This is a genomic window from Flagellimonas algicida, from assembly GCF_049629585.1.
GTDB lineage: Bacteria > Bacteroidota > Bacteroidia > Flavobacteriales > Flavobacteriaceae > Flagellimonas.
In genome coordinates this window covers 112,016-130,519 of record NZ_JBMYIX010000002.1, presented here as the reverse complement: position 1 = coordinate 130,519, position 18,504 = coordinate 112,016, and the positions used below count along the sequence as shown (strand labels likewise).

Sequence of the window (18,504 nt, the reverse complement as noted above, 5' to 3'; positions counted from 1 at the left end):
CATAAAATCAAGTTTTCTAGAACTCATCTGTCAATTGTCCATCACCCCAAATACCTTTTTGTAGTATTTTATGCTCATTGTTATAAAAAATGCCAAGTCCAGTGCGTTTTCCTTGTGAAAAATCACCAAGATAATATTGTCCGCTAGGTCTATAGAATTCTTGACCGTAACCGTTATGCTGTTCATTTACAATTGTTCCGATATGCGCCATTCCAGATTTCCAAGAATAAGCACCTACATGATCTCTTTTACCATTGGTAAAAAATCCAACATAGCTATCTCCATTGTCAAACTTGTAGTACCCAAATCCATTCTGACAGTCACCTACACAGTTTCCCCGTGCAATTTTCTTCTTGTAATCATCGGTAAGGAAATCCTGAACCAACTTTCCTTTTTCGTATTTGCCTGCCTGCAATATTTCACCTCCGTTTTTAATATAGCCATAGCCATTCTGATACCCTTTTGCCCATTGTCCAATGTAATAGTTCTTACTGTCTATCCATGTGTATATGCCAAATCCATCTCTAAATCCATCAACAAAGTTTCCCTGATAGTATCCTGAATTGTCCTTGTAAAATAAAGTTCCTTGCCCATTTGCCTTTCCATTGCTAAAAAAGCCTTCAATAGTGTAGGTCCCAAAATCTGCTTTCCCAAAGCCATTGGAACAGTCACCATTTAAACATGTTGTGGTGACCTCGTTTTTGGTCGCTTCAGCCTTCCCTTGTTTAGTGTCATTTCTGAGCCTGGTAATGTCTTGAAGAAATTTCATGGATTTAGACATTAAAATGGGGTCGCTGAGTTTTGGCAGGTCTTGTAATTTCCCCTGATTGGATGAATAAGCCAATTCTGGAGTTGTTGGTGTACCGTTACCGCTAATGGTGCCGTTAATGTAGGTGATGGTCCTGTATTTTACTTCGTCAATATTCCATTGATACTTACTTCCCGAATAGTTAGATGCTTTGAATTTTGTTCTTTTGATCCAATTGCCATATTCATCATACACATAATCGTATAAAATGCTTTCCCATATATTGGACATCCCCAATTCTTCCTCCAAATGGTTTTGGTCATTGTACCGAAAGTAGCGTATGTCATCTTGGTTATATGATTCATGTAATTTTAATCCATCGTAGGAATAATTGCTCGTATAGAAAACCGTGGCCTTACCATTGCTGGATTCGGCAAGTTCATAAACGATCACATATTTTTGATATTTAAAGATGGCCCCATATTTTAAACCACCCAGAACAATATATTGCCCTTCATCATTTTTTATGGTTTCCGGTAAGTCATCCGAAATTATACCAATGGGTGTTTTGTAGATGTAAAGTGTTTTGTCGAGGCCTTCTTGTTTTCCCGATGAGTTGAACTTCTTCATAATGGCTTTTGAACTATCGGCCAAGTAATTATAGGAGATACGTGTTTCATAATTGTTGTCCAAGTAAAGTTTATCCTCTATCAAATACCCATTGGAGTCGAACAGAAGTTCATTCTTTTCACTATATAAATGGGCTCCAATAACATGATATTTGGTGATGGACATTGCTTTTACCTGTCCATCCTTGATGTCAAAATTGCTAAGGTGCAGGTTTTGAGCAGATCCGTTGTAATGAAAAAAGTGTGCAAGAATTATAAGTACGGCAGTGGAGACTTTTTTGACAATGGTTTTGGAATTCATCTGTTTTGATGGATTGGTTCCCAGCAAAACTACCGGAAACCCCACCTGTAGTGCAATAGGACAATTGCCCTATTGTATGGATTTGTACAGGTTCTAATTTTGGGTTTGTAAAATAACTGACTCATGCCCACTTTAGAAATATTGCCCTTAGAACATGGAGATAAAACTAAGCTTAGGCGTCAGTTATATGGCATGTTGCTATTTCCGGTAGTCGTGATTGGAATATTCTGGTCGTTCCTTTCTATTATGTTCAATTCCAGTTTTGCCAATGATGCCTTTGGCATTTATATGATGATGGCATTCTTGGTTTTATTTTTTGGCGTCATAGCCTATATCATTGCATCTACAGCAATCGATTTAAAAAGAAGGGTTAAAACACGGATTTCTGGAAAGATTACGGATAAGAGGCTGCACAAGTCCACTGTTAGTGATAGACCTGTTCATGGTCATAGAAATAGGACAAAAACCACAAGTTCATATTATATCTATATTGATAATGATGAGTTTGCAGTGGACTACTCTTGTTACTCGAAAGCTAGGGTAGGTACAGAGGTGCAGTTGGACCGTGCCCCCAAATCAGGAATTACATTAGATTTTCAAGTGGTGCGGCAGGCTGATGAAACCAATGGTATTCCAAAAGAAGATGAAGAGGAAAAGCATTTGGAGAAGCACGTACCCCACGCTAGATATACACCAAAAGATCATGAGGTTTTGAATCGTAAATGGAAAGCTGAAATAAAAAATCGTCTGGTCAAATCCAGCCCTTTTCTAGCCATCGGATTTCTATTGATCATAAATGGATTTTGGAGTTTTGTAGTTGTTCTTTTTCCGCTATGGGCCGTACCCCTTTATCAAGGATATAGACTTTACGCAGTTTACCGAAATTATAATAAGAACAAGAATAGGTCATATAAACGTGGCGTGCCCGCGATAGTGGAAGATAAATTTATCCATACCTCTAACCGACATTCAAATAATAATCGGATCGTACTTACAACAGGGTCACTATTGGTAAGTACGGTCTTGTACGATAAACTTTCTGTTCGTGATAAGGTAATTTTATATAAAACCCAATATGGCAATATACCGTTAAGTTTAGTGCTTCCCAATGGTGAAGAAATCCATCTTCTCTAAAAGCTAGTTATGCTCGGCAGTGTGTTGTTATTGATTGCGATGATAGGGCCTATGGTACTCTTGGCAACTTTTCTACATTATCTTTTTCCCGTTGAGAATGTCAATGGATTTGATCAATGGGTTCCGGCAATAGTATCGGCGCTTTCAGCTTGGTCCTTTTTTACAAGTTGGTTATGGTTTTATCTGTTTAACCTCTATTTGAGTTTGCCCGTATTCCTTCTTGCACTTGCACTACATCTTTATACTGTCCGCAAAAATCTGAACCCGAAGTTGATACAAATAAATACCGCCTTGTTAATGGCTACAATATTGATGGGGTTTGTAAGCTTCCTTTATTTTGATATTTAAGATGAAAACTGTCGGTTTTCCTTCATTTTACGACAATTGCCCTATTGAAACCAAGATACTGGGAGACTAGGTTTGTTCAAAACTTTAAACCAATAGTATGAAACGTATCAATTTATCTGTATTTTCTTTTTTATTGATCCTAATGTGTGTCTTGCCAGAGGTCAATGCCCAAAATGTCAAGGATTTTAAAATCAAAATGTTGGGGCCCGCTAATTTGAATTTTAGAAAGAGCCCAAAGAGAATTGTTATTTCCGATTTTCAAGTCAATTTCCAAACAGCACTTCAATTAGAGGACAAGAAAAAAGGCGGAAAACTGTGGAGAGGTGGAATAAAAGGTGATGCCAAGGCATCTTTGACCTTGGTGTTGGATGGGCTCAATATGGACGAGCTGCAGCAACTAACCGATAAGCTCTTTGAACAATATAAGGCAGACCTTGTTTCCAAAGGATTTGAGATAGCTCCCATTGAAGAGTTATGGAACCATAGCACCTATCAAAAAAACCGTGAGAAACGATGGGATTTAAGGTCAGGTCAAGGTGGGGAAAAAGGAGATGAGTTTGGGGCCATCGTGATGCGTCCTACCGGTCAAAAATTTATTGTGAACAAGCAATCCATGGAAAATAAGAAGACCGGTCCCTTGAAAATAGCCAATTATGAAGAGCAAGTCGAAATGAAGGTATCCAACCAAAAAACTGATTTTATATTCAATAAGGTAGTGTTGAACGTACTGGCTTTCGATAATGCATTGAGCGAAACTACACGAGCCTTGAACAGACATGCCGGATATGCACAGGTAAAGGCAGAGACCGATTTTAAGATTGATTCAAAAAGTTACAATAAGTTTAATATAGGCATGATGGTTTCCAATCGTGGTGTAGAGGTAGAAGGGGTTCTTGAAAAGCAAAAGTTTGATGCTTCCCAAGGGGCAGATGTGGACAGAAGAGGAATGGATGCTGGGGTGTTTCACGTCTGGCGTGTAGAGGACAAGGAAGACATAAATGTCTCAGTCGTTAAATGTGACCCAGAAACGTATAAGAAAGGTGCAGAACTGGCCATTACATCTTTTTTGGATGCCACTATCGAGAAGTTGGTGGACAAAGCGAATTAATTTTTCTGCAAAAACTTAAATTATATAATCAATTGGATTAGTTTTAAGCACCAACCATTTTTTTCTCTAATGACCGTTTTTCAGAAGACCCTGATCCCCATTTTCCTTTTCGGCCTAATGTCTTTGCATACTGTTGAGGCGCAGGATATTCAACAAGCCATCAATGTGTTGAAAGATACCTTGGAAGTCAAGGAAGGTGAGGATAGGATTCTAGTATTGAAAGATATCGCAATGAAGTTTCGTTCCATAGATATGGACAGTGCCAGATATTATACAGAATTGGCATTTAATGAAGCAGAAGCTTTGGATGACGATTATTACAGGGCCAGAATATGGATTGTGTACGGGATTCTCTCTTGGGACGAGGGCAGACCCAAAGAAGCATTGAGTTTTCATTTGAAGGCTAAACCTATTTTGGAAAACTCCAAAGATTATTTTGTTTTGGGAAGTCTCTATACCAATTTAGCCAATACGTACGAAGCACTATCTGAGTTTGATAAGGCGGTAGATTTTCAGTTTAAAGCTTTGGAAAGCTTTACGGAAGGAAAGGATACCCTTTGGATAGCAGGATCCTATTTGAATTTGGGGAATAGATATAAGTTGATTCAAGAACCTGGTCTATCCATGGAATATTATCTCAAAGCATTGGATTTGTACGAAAGAATCGGGAACAACTATTTTATGGCGATGTGTTATAACAGTTTGGCCGTGGCCTATTTAGAAAACAAACAGTATAACAAGGCCATTGAATATGCCAAAAAATCGTACGACACCAATAAAGATGTAGGAGCTGTTTTAGAGCTCGCATATCCTTTGACGAATTTGGCCTTAGCCAGTTGGGCACTTGGTAAATATGATGAAGCGGAACTTTATTATAATGAGGCCATAGCCCTTCAGGAAAAAAAGGGAGAGCGTTTGGCCCTGATTTCCCTAAAAAATGACTTGGCCAATATATATCTTAATCAGGGAAAAACGAATCGTGCCGAAAAATTGGCGCTGACCACATATCGAGAAGCAGATTCTATAGATTACCTTCCAGGTATTGATGCACTTTCCAAGACGCTGTCCTTGATTTACGAACAAAAACCCGATTTTAAAAAGGCCTATGTTTATCATCAAAAACATAAGGCAGCAAGAGATAGCTTATACTTTACAGAAAAGGCCAAGGAAATGTTTAACCTAAAGGAAAAGTACGAGTCGGAACAAAAGGAAAATGAGATACTCCGTCAAAAGAACGAACTGGTCGAAGGCGAGCTTGCTCTAAAAAATAGGAACAATATGCTTATGGGCAGTGGGGCTCTTTTGGCCATTCTGCTTATTGTCGGTTTTGTGATTTTTCGTGAGCAAAAGGTTAAGGCGAAGAATTTTGCAAGGGAAACCGCTTTGGAGAAGGCTATGGCCGAGGCTCGGGCACAAGAAAACCTAAAGGAACAACGTTTACGGATTGCCCGCGACCTGCACGATAATATAGGTTCGCAGCTCACATATCTTACCTCCATAACCGATTCCGCTAAAAGGGGCATAGACAAGGGAGAGGTGTTCTTGATGGAAAAGCTCACCCAAATGAAACAGTTTTCACTGGTAACCATATCCGAGCTTCGGGATACCATTTGGGCCATGAACAAGGATGAGATCAGTTTGGAAGATATCAAAGAAAGAACCCAGCAATTGGCCGCGACCGTTCATGAAGCCACGGATGATAAAGTCAGGATGAAGGTTGAAGGGAGGCCGGATCATAAGGTGCTCAATGCCTTTGTAGGGATGAATCTTTTCAGAATTATTCAAGAATCCGTGAACAATGCCGTAAAACATTCCGGGAGTGAACAGATTCAAGTCAGGTTTACCGATATTGATAAAAAAGTACAAATTGAAATAGAGGACTTTGGCCAGGGGTTTGACACATTGCAGTCATCAAATGGCAACGGACTTCAAATTATGAAGAACAGGGCCGAAAAAGCCGGGATTGATTTCAAACAAGAAAGTATAATCGGTAAAAGCACCAAGGTAACATTACAGGTTAAGGCATAATTCTTTCAGCACAAAAAAAATACAAGACCATGAGCAAAATCAAATTGGCCATTGTGGATGACAATACGTTCTTAGCTAGGGCCATCAAAGAAAAATTGGTCGATTTTGAGGAATTGGACATCAAGTACATGGTTTTTAATGGTAGCGAGCTGCTTGCTAAACTGGAAAAAAGCCATAATCTGGATTTGGTGTTAATGGATATAGAAATGCCCATTTTGGATGGGATAGAAACTGTTCGTATCATAAAACAGAAATATCCCCACATTAAAGTGCTCATGCTTACCGTTTTTGACAATGATGAAAATATCTTCAATGCCATCCAGGCCGGTGCCGATGGTTATTTGCTCAAAGAGATTGAAGGGCCAAAGTTGCACAATGCCATTGTTGAGACCATTGGCGGGGGTGCGGCCATGAGCCCTTCGATAGCGGTAAAGACCCTAAAATTATTACGCTATCCCGAAAGACAGGAATCACTGTCCGTGCAAGAGGAAGAAATTTTGCTCAGCGACCGCGAAAAGGAGGTGCTGGAGCAACTGGCCGAGGGGTTAAGCTATACCCTGATTGCCAAAAATCTCTTTCTCTCACCAAGTACGGTTAGAAAACATATCGAGAATATTTATAAGAAGCTTCAGGTCCACAACAAGTTAGAGGCCGTGCAAAAGGCAAGAAGACAAAGTTTAATATAGTACTTCAAAAAGTGTAATTTATATTGCTTTAAGTATATTTGAAATGACGAAAGACAAATCAATCACAAAAGTTCACAAATCGTCAACATTTTGAAATCAAAAATCGAAAACCCTAATAAAACAAGGGGTCCGAGAGAAAAGTTCGATTCTTGCCGGGGCTACAAAGTAGGCGCGCAAACACGCAAAGTGTGTAAAGCGGGGCTTTGGAATCGAAGTTTATGCCGTACCCAGATACGGTGATTCTCGCCGGGGCTACTTTTTGATTTCCGAATCAATTAGGGTCAATAACAATCCATTTTGATCTGACCTTTGTTCTGATAGAAGCTCAAATCCTTTGACAAGTAAGATTTACAAATGGTTTGCAGTTCGTTCATCACTTCACGTTGCATGGCAATGGATCCACAGATCATTACACCTCCCCCTTTTTTTAAAATCTCGGCAACTTTATCCCCATCTTTTTTTATCAAATGTTGCACATAGACTTTTTGGGTTTGGGCACGGGAATAAGCAGGTGTGAAGCTTTTTAGCCTTTTTTTGGCCTGTGCCTCATCAATATAGGGTTGGTAAAGCTTGTATGATTCAGGTGTTCTACCGCCCCAATACAAGTGCATTTTTCGTTGGGGGGTATTGGTGGCCATCATTCCCAAAAATGGGCCAATACCTGTACCCGTTGCTATGAGCACAACATCTTTTGTGTTTTTCGGTAGGTGAAAATGTCTGTTTTTTGCTACTGCTGCACTCAAAACCTGACCTTTATCAAGTTGTCCCAGAAGGTTGGAACAAATCCCGTTGGGATATTTTTTAACACTGATTGCCAATAGATCTTTCCCTAAATGTCCAATGGAATAGAGACGCTCGCGGCCATCTTCTTTTGGTGTTATGGATAGGAGGTCGCCCGAAACGGCCTTTGCCCCATTTTTGTTTTTTAGGGTGAGCAGAAAAGTATCCTCTTTGGTTAGATCCACCCTGTCCATCACCACAAAATCGGAAATCTGGTTTTTGGGAAGGGACGTCCTGGGCTTTTCAAGTTGAAGTGTAATTCCTTGGGATTTGGCCCATTGATTTGTCCAGTTGGAAAAAGCCTCGAAAGATTGATTGTTTATGGTGAAAACTTCACCCAAAGCCGTGGAATCCGTTTGGGTTTTTAGGACTTCGGATACTTCATAGGCGAATTGACAAAAATTAGGATAGGATGTAGAGCCAAATCCAACTACAGAAAAGGAAAATGGCTGTTTTTGCAGATGTTCTTCGGCCAATTGCATAAACCTTGAAGCACTGGCCGGGGCTTCTCCTTGCCCATAGGTTGCGGTTATAAGTGTGAGCTGTTTCATTTTTGGGAAGACATTGTATTCGTTCATCATTCCCAAATAGCTTTTTTTTCCAGTTTTTAGTAATTGTTTGTGGAATTCTTGGGCAAATAATAGGGTGGTGCCTCCTTCTGTACCCACCAATATGATATGGTCGCATTCGTTCTTGGAAAATTTATTTTTGATACGGATTTTGGGCCGCTTAAAATAAACAACAAAGCCGGTGACCATTAAAAAAGGAATGGCAAGGCTGCCCAAACCCAAAATAGTGCTCCAAATGATACTGCCTTCCCCAGTATGCAAGACTGTTGACCACGAGGATATGGTGGTAACGAGGGGTTGTTGCTTTTCAGTGATGATCTCCCCAGTAAATTGGTTGAGCAAAACCTCCCTATTCTTGAGACGGATGGTATAATAATCTTCCACAAACTCAGAAAAAGGGTACTCCAATTCCCGGAGTTCCCCTAATGCTGTCTGCTGGAAAAGCGCAAATTCTTTAATGGGTATGGTTGGTGTTTCCCGTAAGGAATCATAATCCACTTCATGGACAATCTGTTCTTCTGGAATTAGGTTGAAGCGCAGTAATGACAGGTACACCCCGGTCAATGACAATACCAAAATGGGCAATAATGCCATACGTGAATAAACAACATGGTTGAATTGCGAAAAATTTTCACGTACCACTGGGGCAAAAAAATATCGGATTCCTCCTTGGCGTTTGGCGATGAGCACAATGCCTGAAACGACAATTAAAAAAAGCAGGAAGGAAACAAGACCGATCAAGAACCGTCCTGTAGATTTTAAAAACAATGATCGGTGCAGATTTGTACTGAATTGAAAAATCGGTGCCTTTTCAATGAGGGAACCTAACTGTTGCCCAGTAAAAGGGTCTACGTAAAATTGCTTGTTCTCACCTTCTATAATGACCGAGACACTGATGAAGCCGTTGCGGTCACGCGAGATGGAAAGAATCTCATCGTATTTCGCATTAAGGTTCTCCAGTGTCTGGGCCAAGCTAAGCCCATCTGCATCAGCAATGCGATAGGGCTGTACTTTGTTCGATATGGGTTCCACGGCCAATATTACCCCCGTGATTGATGCAACCAATAGAAACAGGGATGATACCAGAGCAAGGATCAAGTGGCTATATCGCCATACCGAAAGCGCCATAATAATTAATTTGGCACCATCCGAATATAACGGATATAGCCTTTTCCATCAACTTTGTTTCTGATTGTGGCCGAATTGAGGTCTATCTCAGCATCAACGGTATAGTACTCCTGGTTTTCAACCGCAGACTCAAAACGGATTTTGTAGCCGCTGTCAACTTGGGATGAATCCACGGACAGCGAAATAATGTTTCTTTCACCATTGCCCACAGTGGCTCCTGTAATGGCATCAATATTCTCATTTATACCATGGCTAAAACCCCACCAATCTTTTAGGTCTGGAAACCACTCTGGGTCATCTCCTTGAACATACAGGGTTTTAACATAATCTCCTTCAGCATTCATCAAAGAGACAACCACATAGGCTTTTTCACCTGTATAGTTGGCCATCTGTATCATACACTTATAGGAAACCGTGGTTGGTGCTTGCATAAAGGATGAGGCAGCAAAAAAAGCGAAAACCAGTGTAAGTAAAATTATAGGGCGATTCAGTATTCTTTTCATATTTTGATTAATTAAGGAAATCCAAATTCACATTGGTTTTACCCAAAAGTTCATTTTCTTGGGCCAATTCGTATGCGGTTTCACCGAACTCAGTGGTTGCATTGGTGTCTGCACCGTTGGCAATTAAATATTTGAGAATGTCAGTGTCGGTGGATTTCATGGCCGCATAATGTAAAACAGTGTTTCCTTGTTTGTCCTTTGCGTTGATATCCGCACCAAAGGCTTGCACTTTTTTAAGTAAGCCCAAGTCATTCTTGTCCATGGCCAAATGCCATACTGTTCTTTGATCGGGTTGTGGCTTTGCAAAGTCAACCCCTGCTTGGCGCAATGCTTTTACCTTATCATCAAAATCACGGGTGTTGCCACGTGCCGCGAATAGGTAATAGGCAAGGTTGTTCCCGTCTTTGTCCACAACAGTTGTATTGGCTCCCTTAGAGATCAAATAATCCACAACTTCAACGGAATTGTCCTGAACGGCCAAAGTCAATGCAGAATATCCTTCATCATTTTTATGGTTGATGTTATCCGTTTTTTCGGCCAGAAACTTGATCACTTCCAACTTGTTGCGCGATGCGGCATTCAACAAGGGGATATTGCCTTCACTGTCCACGGTATTTAGGTCAACTCCCTTTTTTATAAAGTAGTTGTAAAGGGCTAGATTGTCTGAAGAGCGCGATAGGTTGTGCAACGGAGTAATTCCATTTTTGGAGGTAATATTGGCGTTGAGCCCCAAACTTTCCAAATAGTGGAATACCTCTATGCCATTACTGCTTCCCCTTCCACCACGACTGGCAAAAAGAATGGCATTTTCATTGGTGTTGGGATTTTTTTCCGTTGAAACGCCTTTGGCTACCAAGGCTTTTAAAACTTCAATATTTCCACCTTGGGCAGTAATGTTGAATATGCCATTGCCATGGTCATCGGTAGCATTGAGGTCTAGTCCTTTGCTGACAAAATAATCGATTAAATCCAAGTTTTTTGCCCTGGGCGCTGCAACCAAAAGTACATTGCGACCATCGTGGTCTTTTTCATTTTTAAGGTCCGCACCATTTTCAATAAGAAAATCATAGATTTTTGTATCGGTTTGGCCAGTAGCAGCGGTAAATTGGGTCAAGGAATACCCATGGGAATCTTTTACGTCCAATTTGGCCCCTTTTTCAACCAAGTACTTCATGATGTCCAAATCACCTCGTGAGGCAGCCCAAAAAATATAGGTGCGTGAATCGTGCGTCCGTTTGTTCACATCATTGCCATTGTCGATCAGGTGTGCGATCGTAGTTACTGGATTTCCTCCAAAAATAGCAAAGGTGGTAGGGTCAAATCCGCCTCTATTGGCTTCGGTAATTGAATACCCTTGGGCAATTTTGCCATTAATATCGGCAATTGCGGGTTTTGAGGCCCAATAGTCCCTATCCATAAATGGATTATCAGTACCGTCCTGTTGTGCCAAGGTGTTTGAGACGGCAAGTATGGCAACCATACCAAGGAGGAAGGATTTTATAGTCTTTGTTTTCATTTTGGTTCTTATGAGATTTTTTAAATGTAAAATTCCATGCTCTATAAATTTATGGCTTATAAAGATGTCAATGGATCTATATTATGTAATCAGGGTTTCAAAGTTATTGCTTTTGATCTAAGTTTAAATGGAATACAAGTCCATTCCAAAACTGAACAGGATCTTTTTATAAAATTGTTCAAACCTTAAAATTCCGTGGGTTGTTTTTCTCCCACGGAATTCTATTTCACATAATTGCTTCAGAAAGGTTTACCAGGCACCTATAAAATGGCTTCCCGTAGCATTGACCAGTTCTGCACCCTTGGTAACTTCACCAGTTTCGGTATCTACAACATAAATGTTTCCGTTCTTTCCTACCGGGGCTTGGGTTAAATAAATATCATTTCCATCAACGGCATACCCTTGGTATTGGAACAAGTAGAAGTCTGCCTCGTATGGAATGTCATTGATTTGGGTGGCCGTTCTGGCATTTAGATCAACAAGGGCAAAGAAACCTTGCTGACCAGCAACACCTTCTGCCGACCCCTCGTGACGGTAGGCCAAAACTGCTTTTCCGTTGGCAGCAGGTCTCCAGGCCAAGACATAGGCACCGGTTACGCCCAGAGCATCGTCCAAGTTGAAATCGTAGGAGTCATCATACTGGTTGTCAGTACCGATCTTTAGAATATGGGAACCTTCAGGATCGCCTTGGTTGGCTTGGTAAACGGCACCATCGTACTCAAAAGAGTTGATGCTTCGGTATCCGTTGGTGTTACCATGCCCTACGCCAGAAGTGATTATGGTTGGGTTCAACAGAGAGGGATAATCCAATACAATGGTTTTGGAGCCTAAAATTTCATAATCACTATCACTTTCTATTGTTTCGGGATCAATTTTGCTCAAACGGGCACCTATGTATAATTTGTCGCCAGCGGCATTTAAAGTGGGCATATCAATTCTAGAAATGTAGTATCCCAATGCCTCTTCTTCTTCGGACAACCCGATCTCATGTTCTTGGAAATTGTTGATTTGGGAATCAACCAAATTCAAAGTTACTACACCAATGGTCTGGCTTGTACGAATGTAAGTGTCATCGGCCACATTGTCCGGGGTGCCGTTGTCATCAACTTGGTGTTCGGTAGATACGTAAACGGCAGAACCCGTTTTGTCCCCATCAAACAACTTGATCCATCTAGGTGCCGATCCTACATAAGGAGCAATACTGATTTCCGATCCGGTTTGTTCAAAATCATTGCCGCCGTTTACAATGTACTTGGTATAGTTACCGCCGGTATCGCCAGCGTAGCTAATGTTAAAAATGGTGTTGCCATCTTCGGAAGCCTGCAATCTGGCCGTTCTGTTGGAGGGTGCTACAAAACCATTGTTAAATGGATCTATTTGAACGGTTGGGTCTTTGGCCTCTTCACTGGTAACGGAATATATTAGGGTTCCTCCATTTCCATCTCCTGGGTTTTCACCCATTTTGGCTCCTGCAATGGTAATCCATCGGGACTCCTCTACGGGTTCTTCATTAGGACATCCATTGTTGGCTGCTGTTCCTGCCTCCGAAGGGCATTCGTCATTTGTATCTGCAATACCGTCGCCATCGGTGTCAACAACCGAAGGGTTTTCACCGCCATTGTCATCACTGCTACATGCGGTCATCAAACCAAACACCAGCAAAATGACAGCTAAAGTTCTAAAATTTAAAAAGGTACGTTTCATATGAGTTGATTTATTACGATTAAAAATTGTTTACTATGTAGTTTAGTTTTAGATAAAAAGCCCTGCCTGATTTTTGTACCGATAAATTATCATACACGGCTTGGTCAAAAATGTTCTTGACATCGAAGCTTAGGATGAAATTCTTTTTGGGGAATGTATAGCTGAGCCCAAAATCATGGGAAATTTGCTCGGGAATCAGAAATTCCTCTTCGCCTGATGTGTTTCTCCCTGCGGCGAACTTGAAGGCAAATTCGTCGGTATAGTAGGCGTTATAAAATAGATTGATCCGGGAATTTGTTTGAATGAAGTTGTTAAGGGTATACCGTAAACCTGCATTCATGGTAAACAAGGGTACGTTGGGAACATCGCTTTCTACGCCTGAGTTTACCGTGGTCAAGCTCATCCGGGTCATATTAAAATTGAACCCTAGGTTATTGTCGTAGGTGTAGTTGAACTCTGCCTCAATTCCTTTGGATTCTGCCGTGTTCGCTAAGTTGGTATATTGTACAAACTCGTCACTTTCCCTAAGTCCATCGGCATTTGCAGGTAGTCCTATCCTGTTTTCAATATTACGGGCAAAGAAGTTGGTGGACAGGGTAAGCCCATGTTTTTTAATGTAAAATTTGCCAAGACGAAAACCAATATTCAAATTGTCACTGGTTTCAGGTTGAATGGTCAGGTTGGGAAGCAAGTTATCCCCGGCATCACCAAAAACTTCATTTTCACTAGGTAGGCGAATGGCTTTTTCAGCGGATAACAACAAGGTAATTTCTGGAATAACAATATAGGAGGAGGCAAACCCATACCCTGTGTAATCTTTGTTGCTTTCGTAAACCTCATCAATTACTTCGGTATTGTCTTCATTGAACACGGGTTTGGTGTTCAGTACTTTTTGTAAATAATGTTTCCCAAAGGCGTTTAATTTAAATTTATCATCAAATGCGTTCAGCTCATAACTAACGGAAAAGATATTCTTATATATGTCACTGCTTTGTTGGAAGGTGTTTTCCAACAGTGATACCATTTCATCAGTATCTTCTCTGTCAATACCGCTATAAACGTGATTCAATAAAATTCTGTGGTTGTTGTTTATGGCATAAGAAAGACCCGACCGTACCGAAGCTACGTTGCGGAGAATTTTGGCCAGTGTTGGACCATTTTCATTTTGGGACCCCCAGATATAATCAAGGTACTCACCATCAAATCCAACCAATCGCTCTCCTGCCCAAGTATAGGCATGGGCAACGGTATCGTTAATAATGCGATTACGCTTGCCATATACCCCATTGACAGTTAGGTCTAGGTTTTTTATAAAAAGATTCTCTTTTTGGTATGTTAGGTTTCCAAGAAAGGCATCGGACTCTAAAAATCGGCCCTTATAGGGTGATATGGTCACGAAAGTACCATGCTGCACTTCATTGTATTCATCGGATGCTGTAATGCCCACCAAAAATTGATCGGCCCAACCAACATTGGTATATCCAACTTGCACTGTACCACCCGAAGAGCGATAGGCATCATGAAACCTTCTGGCCACAATAGGTGTTTGTACTCCGTTTGGGGCAATATCCACTATGGTTCTTCCTGAAATTTTATAATCGTTGTCCGAATAGTTGTGAAACGCCGAGGCTTTTATGGTAAATCCTGATTTTTCTAATCTATAGGCACCATTCAAATTCGTTTGCAAAGTGTTGAAAGACCCATAGGAAACAGAGGTGTTTAGGTTATTTTTGGCCCCATCATGAAGCTCAATGTTAATGGCGCCACCTACGGCATCGCTGGATAAATGCCCGGGTACCACCCCTTTATAGACCTCAATATTCTTGATCATTGAAGGAGGGATGCTGTTTAAGTTGTAGGAGGAACCGTATACGGAAATTGGAATTCCATCAATAAAAATGCTGACCGATCGGCCAGAAAGGCCATTTAAACTGTATTGCACGCTTGAACCCAGACCGCCATTTTGACGTATTTTAACGCCAACCGTGGTATTCAACAATTCGTTGGTTTGTATGCTTCTAAGTCCGGCTTCCTTGGTTTCTATGGCGTTTACCGCAAAGCCTTTGGTTTCCAAAGCAGTTTTGTTGGATTTTCCACTTACCGTTACCTCATCTAGGGTTTCAGTATTTTCACTCAGCGTAAAATCGAGCTTTATCCTGCGGTTTTCCGGACTTGTCTGAATGGTTTTTGAAGCATTCCCATACCCAATGAAAGATACAGAAACGGTATGCTTACCATAGGGCACGTTGATTTCAAACCTACCCTGTTCGTCGGTCAAAGAGCCGATCTCTGTCCCTTTGATGAGTACCGTGGCGTATGCCAACGGGCTGCCATCCTCAGAAGTTATTTTACCGAAAATAGCACTGTTTTTGGTGCTCTGCGCGTGTGACAGTAAGGCAATAAAGAAGAAGATGGTTAAAAAGTGTTTGCCCATTCTTGTAATTAATAATCGTTATCTTTATTAAGATTTATTCTAAATAAGTTAGATTTGCAAATCTAGAGCAGGAGTAGATTCGGTAATACCGCAAAAGGAAGTTTTAAGTACGCAAATGGAAGAAATGCAGTCTGTCTTAAAAAGTGATTTGTTCGAGAACAGTATTTATCAGAAGAAATACTCTAAAGATTTTTTTACCAGTGAATTGATTGAGAATCGGATTGAAATCAATTCGAAGGGTGTTTCGGGAACAATCCATGAAACCCAATTGGATGGGATTTTCATGGTACATAAGAACATTATTGCTCCAAATGGTTATCACATTGAGGTTTCCAATGATTTTTCCATGTTTGCCCTGCACTTTGAAATCACGGGGAGCTATGCCTATACTCCCTTTGAAAGACAAACACCTTTATTAAAGGTAAAGGATTTTCAATATAACATGTTCTATCTGCCATCAACCAATGGTCTTCTCCAATATACAGGAACTCCAAGACGAACTTTGGAGATATTTTTTACCTCGGGTTTGATTGAAAAGTTGGTAGGTAAAAAGTATGGACAGATTTTGGGAAGGATTGATAGTGCAATTGAACAAGGAAAACCATTTGTGTTTTGGAAACAACCGAGACCAATAACACCGGAATTGGGCCGTGCAATTGAACAAATTATTGCCTGTCCATTCAGTGGTCAATTAAAGAAGACCTATTTGCAATCGAAGATCACCACCAATTTGTTGGATCTTTTGCTCGATGCGAATGGTAAAAATAACACGGATTCAACGATTGATTTGCCCCAATCTGATTTGGACAGTTTGCATATTGTGGAGCGTTATATTGAAACCAATTTGAACAAGACATTGAGCATCCCGGAACTTACAGCGGTGGCAGGGTTCAATAGTTCAAAGTTGAAGCGGGATTTCAAACGCGTATATGGCACCACCATTTTTAAATATATTACCAAACTTCGAATGGAAACAGCGAGTGATCTGATTGTGAACAAATACTTGACGATAGCCCAAGCTGCATATGAAGTAGGCTATGGCAACCCACAACATTTTACCAATGCCTTTAAACGGACCATGGGGTATTTGCCAAGTGAACTTAAAAGGTGATTTCTTATTTTTTTAGTGAAAGGTACCACTTCAGATGAGCCTCATTGATTTATAAAGAGTTGTGTATTTTTTGAAATGACGAAAGATAAATCAATAACAAAAGTTCACAAATCGTCAACATTTTGAAACCCAAAAGTGGGAACTCCAATAAAACTGGGAGTCCGGAAAAATAGCTCAATTCTTGCTGTGGCTACTTAGTTGAATATTGGAGGGATGTAACATTTAAAGCGCTTATTCCACATTTCTCGGCCATTTAAACGACTTCCATACTATAATGGATGTAAGAATGGCTTCCACTACAGCCAAAAACACATAAAAAGTATACCAAGGGGTTAAGGAGCCTATAGCGATTAGTAGCATTATTATAGTGAAGAAAAGCCCAAAAATAATGTTCAGCCATTTGTTTAAAGAAGGTTTTAGTAGTAAGGAAAAAACAATCATCAAAGGAGGGATGGCCATTACCAGTGAAGCGACAAATAATATGGTAGGAGTGTTCAAAACATTATTGCCGCTAATTAAACTTTCCACTTTACCCGGGGTATATAATTCAAAATAGTCTCCGTATAAATAACAAAAGGTAACCGACGCCCACAATGCTGCAAGCTTGATTTTAATATTAATATTGAAATCCTTTAAGGGAGAAGTGTTGGTGGAGCTCATTTTATGAATGTGTTTTCAATATGACGCTTTAGTTATCAATTTGTTACACAACCTTAGAGAGAATAAATACGCAAGAAATTCTGGATACGTTACAGGAGGATGCAGAGGCTTTAGATGATGCGATTGATGTGCAAGAGGCAAAGAAACGAGAAAGGGATATTCAGGCACAATTAAGAGTACAGAAGGGGAATGTGTTTTATACGCTTTTGGCAGATTTGGCAAAAATTGGCAAAGTAGTATTTGCTAAAGACCCTGCAAAGTATAATGATTATGTTTTGTTTGCTTCTACTACCTCTAAGGCTCCTTCTGAGGAGGAGGATAATGAGGCAGCGGAGGAGGAGATGCCTTAAATTGAGTGGGAGGTAGGGGTAAGAGGCTGGGGGCTTTCTTAGGCAAGAGCGAGGACAGGCTAGAAGTTTTTGGATAGTGCTCACTAGGCTGGAGCCTAGTGTGTGTGGGCTTTGGATAGTGCTCACTTGAAGTCTAGCGAGAGCGGGTGTTGTAGGTGGTACTTCGTTTAAACACCTACAACGGCAGTAAAATTTGTTTGTTGTTGGTGCTATACTTAAACACCAGTAAGGGCGGAAATACTTGTTGCAAAAAGGGGATGTCTAATAAACTTTGACTCATATTTTCCTTTTATTTCAACCTCCCATTCTATATCATAGATTGCTTTTGTTTCATTCAATTTAGATAGAAAATGGTTTAAAATTTTTTCAAAATCATTTAATTTCCCATTATATTCTGCATTAAATAATATTAACCCTTCTTTTTCTTTTTCTGCAGAGCTAGAGAATATTTCTCCATCGGATAAATAAACTTTTCCATTTTCAATGATTGATGGTATATTTTCTGGAAATATCTCCTGAATAATATGATTAGTTTCTTCAAGACTTATCTTTAATATTCTACTATATAGCATTATCATATCGAGTAAAATTTATAATTTCATAAATGGTTTTAAATTAAAACTACTACATTGGTTATTGTATGCTGCAGGATTAGCTTCATAATCATTGGCTATATCTATGAGTTCTTGTTCAGTTTTTCCTGCTAGATTAATCTTTACTTTGTTCTTAGTTATTCTATTACTAAATCTATTTACCAAAAACTTATT

Annotated in this window: 14 protein-coding genes; 6 read left to right on the top strand and 8 right to left on the bottom strand. The window is 40.1% G+C overall.

Features of this window, described 5'->3' with window-relative positions:
* Window positions 1–16: 16 nt before the first annotated feature.
* Entirely contained in the window at window positions 17–1,678 is a 1,662-nt protein-coding gene (locus ACPD8L_RS09375) for an MORN repeat-containing protein (protein WP_136564781.1), read from the bottom strand.
* 123 nt (window positions 1,679–1,801) lie between these two features.
* Between ACPD8L_RS09375 and ACPD8L_RS09370 the strand changes: the two genes are divergently transcribed.
* From ACPD8L_RS09370 to ACPD8L_RS09355, 4 genes are all read left to right on the top strand, one after another.
* Window positions 1,802–2,812, top strand: coding sequence for a hypothetical protein (locus tag ACPD8L_RS09370; RefSeq protein ID WP_136564780.1), 1,011 nt, complete (start codon window positions 1,802–1,804; stop codon window positions 2,810–2,812).
* Between the two features lie 445 nt (window positions 2,813–3,257).
* On the top strand, window positions 3,258–4,268 hold the full coding sequence (locus tag ACPD8L_RS09365) for a hypothetical protein (protein WP_136564778.1): 1,011 nt from the start codon (window positions 3,258–3,260) through the stop codon (window positions 4,266–4,268).
* 69 nt (window positions 4,269–4,337) lie between these two features.
* Entirely contained in the window at window positions 4,338–6,296 is a 1,959-nt protein-coding gene (locus tag ACPD8L_RS09360; RefSeq protein ID WP_136564777.1) for a tetratricopeptide repeat-containing sensor histidine kinase, read from the top strand.
* A 29-nt stretch (window positions 6,297–6,325) separates the two neighbouring features.
* Entirely contained in the window at window positions 6,326–6,982 is a 657-nt protein-coding gene (locus ACPD8L_RS09355; RefSeq protein ID WP_136564776.1) for a response regulator, read from the top strand.
* A 281-nt stretch (window positions 6,983–7,263) separates the two neighbouring features.
* On the opposite strand, the gene ACPD8L_RS09350 is transcribed toward ACPD8L_RS09355, so the two are convergent.
* From ACPD8L_RS09350 to ACPD8L_RS09330, 5 genes are all read right to left on the bottom strand, one after another.
* A complete protein-coding gene (locus ACPD8L_RS09350) occupies window positions 7,264–9,459 on the bottom strand; it encodes a PepSY domain-containing protein (protein ID WP_423943088.1) in 2,196 nt (731 codons plus the stop codon).
* Window positions 9,460–9,464: 5 nt separating this feature from the next.
* Window positions 9,465–9,962, bottom strand: a complete 498-nt coding sequence (locus tag ACPD8L_RS09345) for a DUF2271 domain-containing protein (RefSeq protein WP_293303451.1) — start codon at window positions 9,960–9,962, stop codon at window positions 9,465–9,467.
* 7 nt (window positions 9,963–9,969) lie between these two features.
* Window positions 9,970–11,478: an ankyrin repeat domain-containing protein gene (locus ACPD8L_RS09340; RefSeq protein WP_423943087.1), complete on the bottom strand. Its 1,509-nt coding sequence runs from the start codon at window positions 11,476–11,478 to the stop codon at window positions 9,970–9,972.
* Between the two features lie 249 nt (window positions 11,479–11,727).
* Window positions 11,728–13,182 carry a hypothetical protein gene (locus ACPD8L_RS09335; RefSeq protein ID WP_423943085.1) on the bottom strand — a complete coding sequence of 485 codons (1,455 nt, stop codon included), beginning with the start codon at window positions 13,180–13,182 and terminating at the stop codon, window positions 11,728–11,730.
* Between the two features lie 19 nt (window positions 13,183–13,201).
* Window positions 13,202–15,616, bottom strand: a complete 2,415-nt coding sequence (locus ACPD8L_RS09330) for a TonB-dependent receptor (protein ID WP_423943084.1) — start codon at window positions 15,614–15,616, stop codon at window positions 13,202–13,204.
* 124 nt (window positions 15,617–15,740) lie between these two features.
* On the opposite strand from ACPD8L_RS09330, the gene ACPD8L_RS09325 reads away from it, so the two are divergent.
* Window positions 15,741–16,727 (top strand): helix-turn-helix domain-containing protein, encoded by a 987-nt coding sequence (locus ACPD8L_RS09325; protein WP_293303447.1) that lies wholly within the window; start codon window positions 15,741–15,743, stop codon window positions 16,725–16,727.
* 231 nt (window positions 16,728–16,958) lie between these two features.
* Here the strand turns inward: ACPD8L_RS09325 and ACPD8L_RS09320 are convergent, their stop codons facing one another.
* Entirely contained in the window at window positions 16,959–17,387 is a 429-nt protein-coding gene (locus ACPD8L_RS09320) for a DUF6326 family protein (protein ID WP_116216935.1), read from the bottom strand.
* Window positions 17,388–17,515: 128 nt separating this feature from the next.
* Between ACPD8L_RS09320 and ACPD8L_RS09315 the strand changes: the two genes are divergently transcribed.
* A complete protein-coding gene (locus tag ACPD8L_RS09315) occupies window positions 17,516–17,737 on the top strand; it encodes a hypothetical protein (protein WP_421810597.1) in 222 nt (73 codons plus the stop codon).
* A gap of 215 nt (window positions 17,738–17,952) precedes the next feature.
* Here ACPD8L_RS09315 and ACPD8L_RS09310 read toward each other — a convergent pair whose 3' ends face one another.
* Complete coding sequence (locus ACPD8L_RS09310; RefSeq protein ID WP_421810598.1) at window positions 17,953–18,315, bottom strand: hypothetical protein; 363 nt, start codon at window positions 18,313–18,315, stop codon at window positions 17,953–17,955.
* Between the last annotated feature and the right edge of the window lie 189 nt (window positions 18,316–18,504).

Excerpts from the sequence above, each read along its gene's own strand:
- ACPD8L_RS09370 (WP_136564780.1), top strand. The coding sequence starts at position 1,802 with ATGCCCACTTTAGAAATATTGCCCTTAGAACATGGAGATAAAACTAAG.
- ACPD8L_RS09365 (WP_136564778.1), top strand. The coding sequence starts at position 3,258 with ATGAAACGTATCAATTTATCTGTATTTTCTTTTTTATTGATCCTAATG.
- ACPD8L_RS09375 (WP_136564781.1), bottom strand. The coding sequence starts at position 1,678 with ATGAATTCCAAAACCATTGTCAAAAAAGTCTCCACTGCCGTACTTATA.
- ACPD8L_RS09340 (WP_423943087.1), bottom strand. The coding sequence starts at position 11,478 with ATGAAAACAAAGACTATAAAATCCTTCCTCCTTGGTATGGTTGCCATA.
- ACPD8L_RS09350 (WP_423943088.1), bottom strand. The coding sequence starts at position 9,459 with ATGGCGCTTTCGGTATGGCGATATAGCCACTTGATCCTTGCTCTGGTA.
- ACPD8L_RS09360 (WP_136564777.1), top strand. The coding sequence starts at position 4,338 with ATGACCGTTTTTCAGAAGACCCTGATCCCCATTTTCCTTTTCGGCCTA.
- ACPD8L_RS09345 (WP_293303451.1), bottom strand. The coding sequence starts at position 9,962 with ATGAAAAGAATACTGAATCGCCCTATAATTTTACTTACACTGGTTTTC.
- ACPD8L_RS09320 (WP_116216935.1), bottom strand. The coding sequence starts at position 17,387 with ATGAGCTCCACCAACACTTCTCCCTTAAAGGATTTCAATATTAATATT.
- ACPD8L_RS09310 (WP_421810598.1), bottom strand. The coding sequence starts at position 18,315 with ATGATAATGCTATATAGTAGAATATTAAAGATAAGTCTTGAAGAAACT.
- ACPD8L_RS09325 (WP_293303447.1), top strand. The coding sequence starts at position 15,741 with ATGCAGTCTGTCTTAAAAAGTGATTTGTTCGAGAACAGTATTTATCAG.
- ACPD8L_RS09355 (WP_136564776.1), top strand. The coding sequence starts at position 6,326 with ATGAGCAAAATCAAATTGGCCATTGTGGATGACAATACGTTCTTAGCT.
- ACPD8L_RS09330 (WP_423943084.1), bottom strand. The coding sequence starts at position 15,616 with ATGGGCAAACACTTTTTAACCATCTTCTTCTTTATTGCCTTACTGTCA.
- ACPD8L_RS09335 (WP_423943085.1), bottom strand. The coding sequence starts at position 13,182 with ATGAAACGTACCTTTTTAAATTTTAGAACTTTAGCTGTCATTTTGCTG.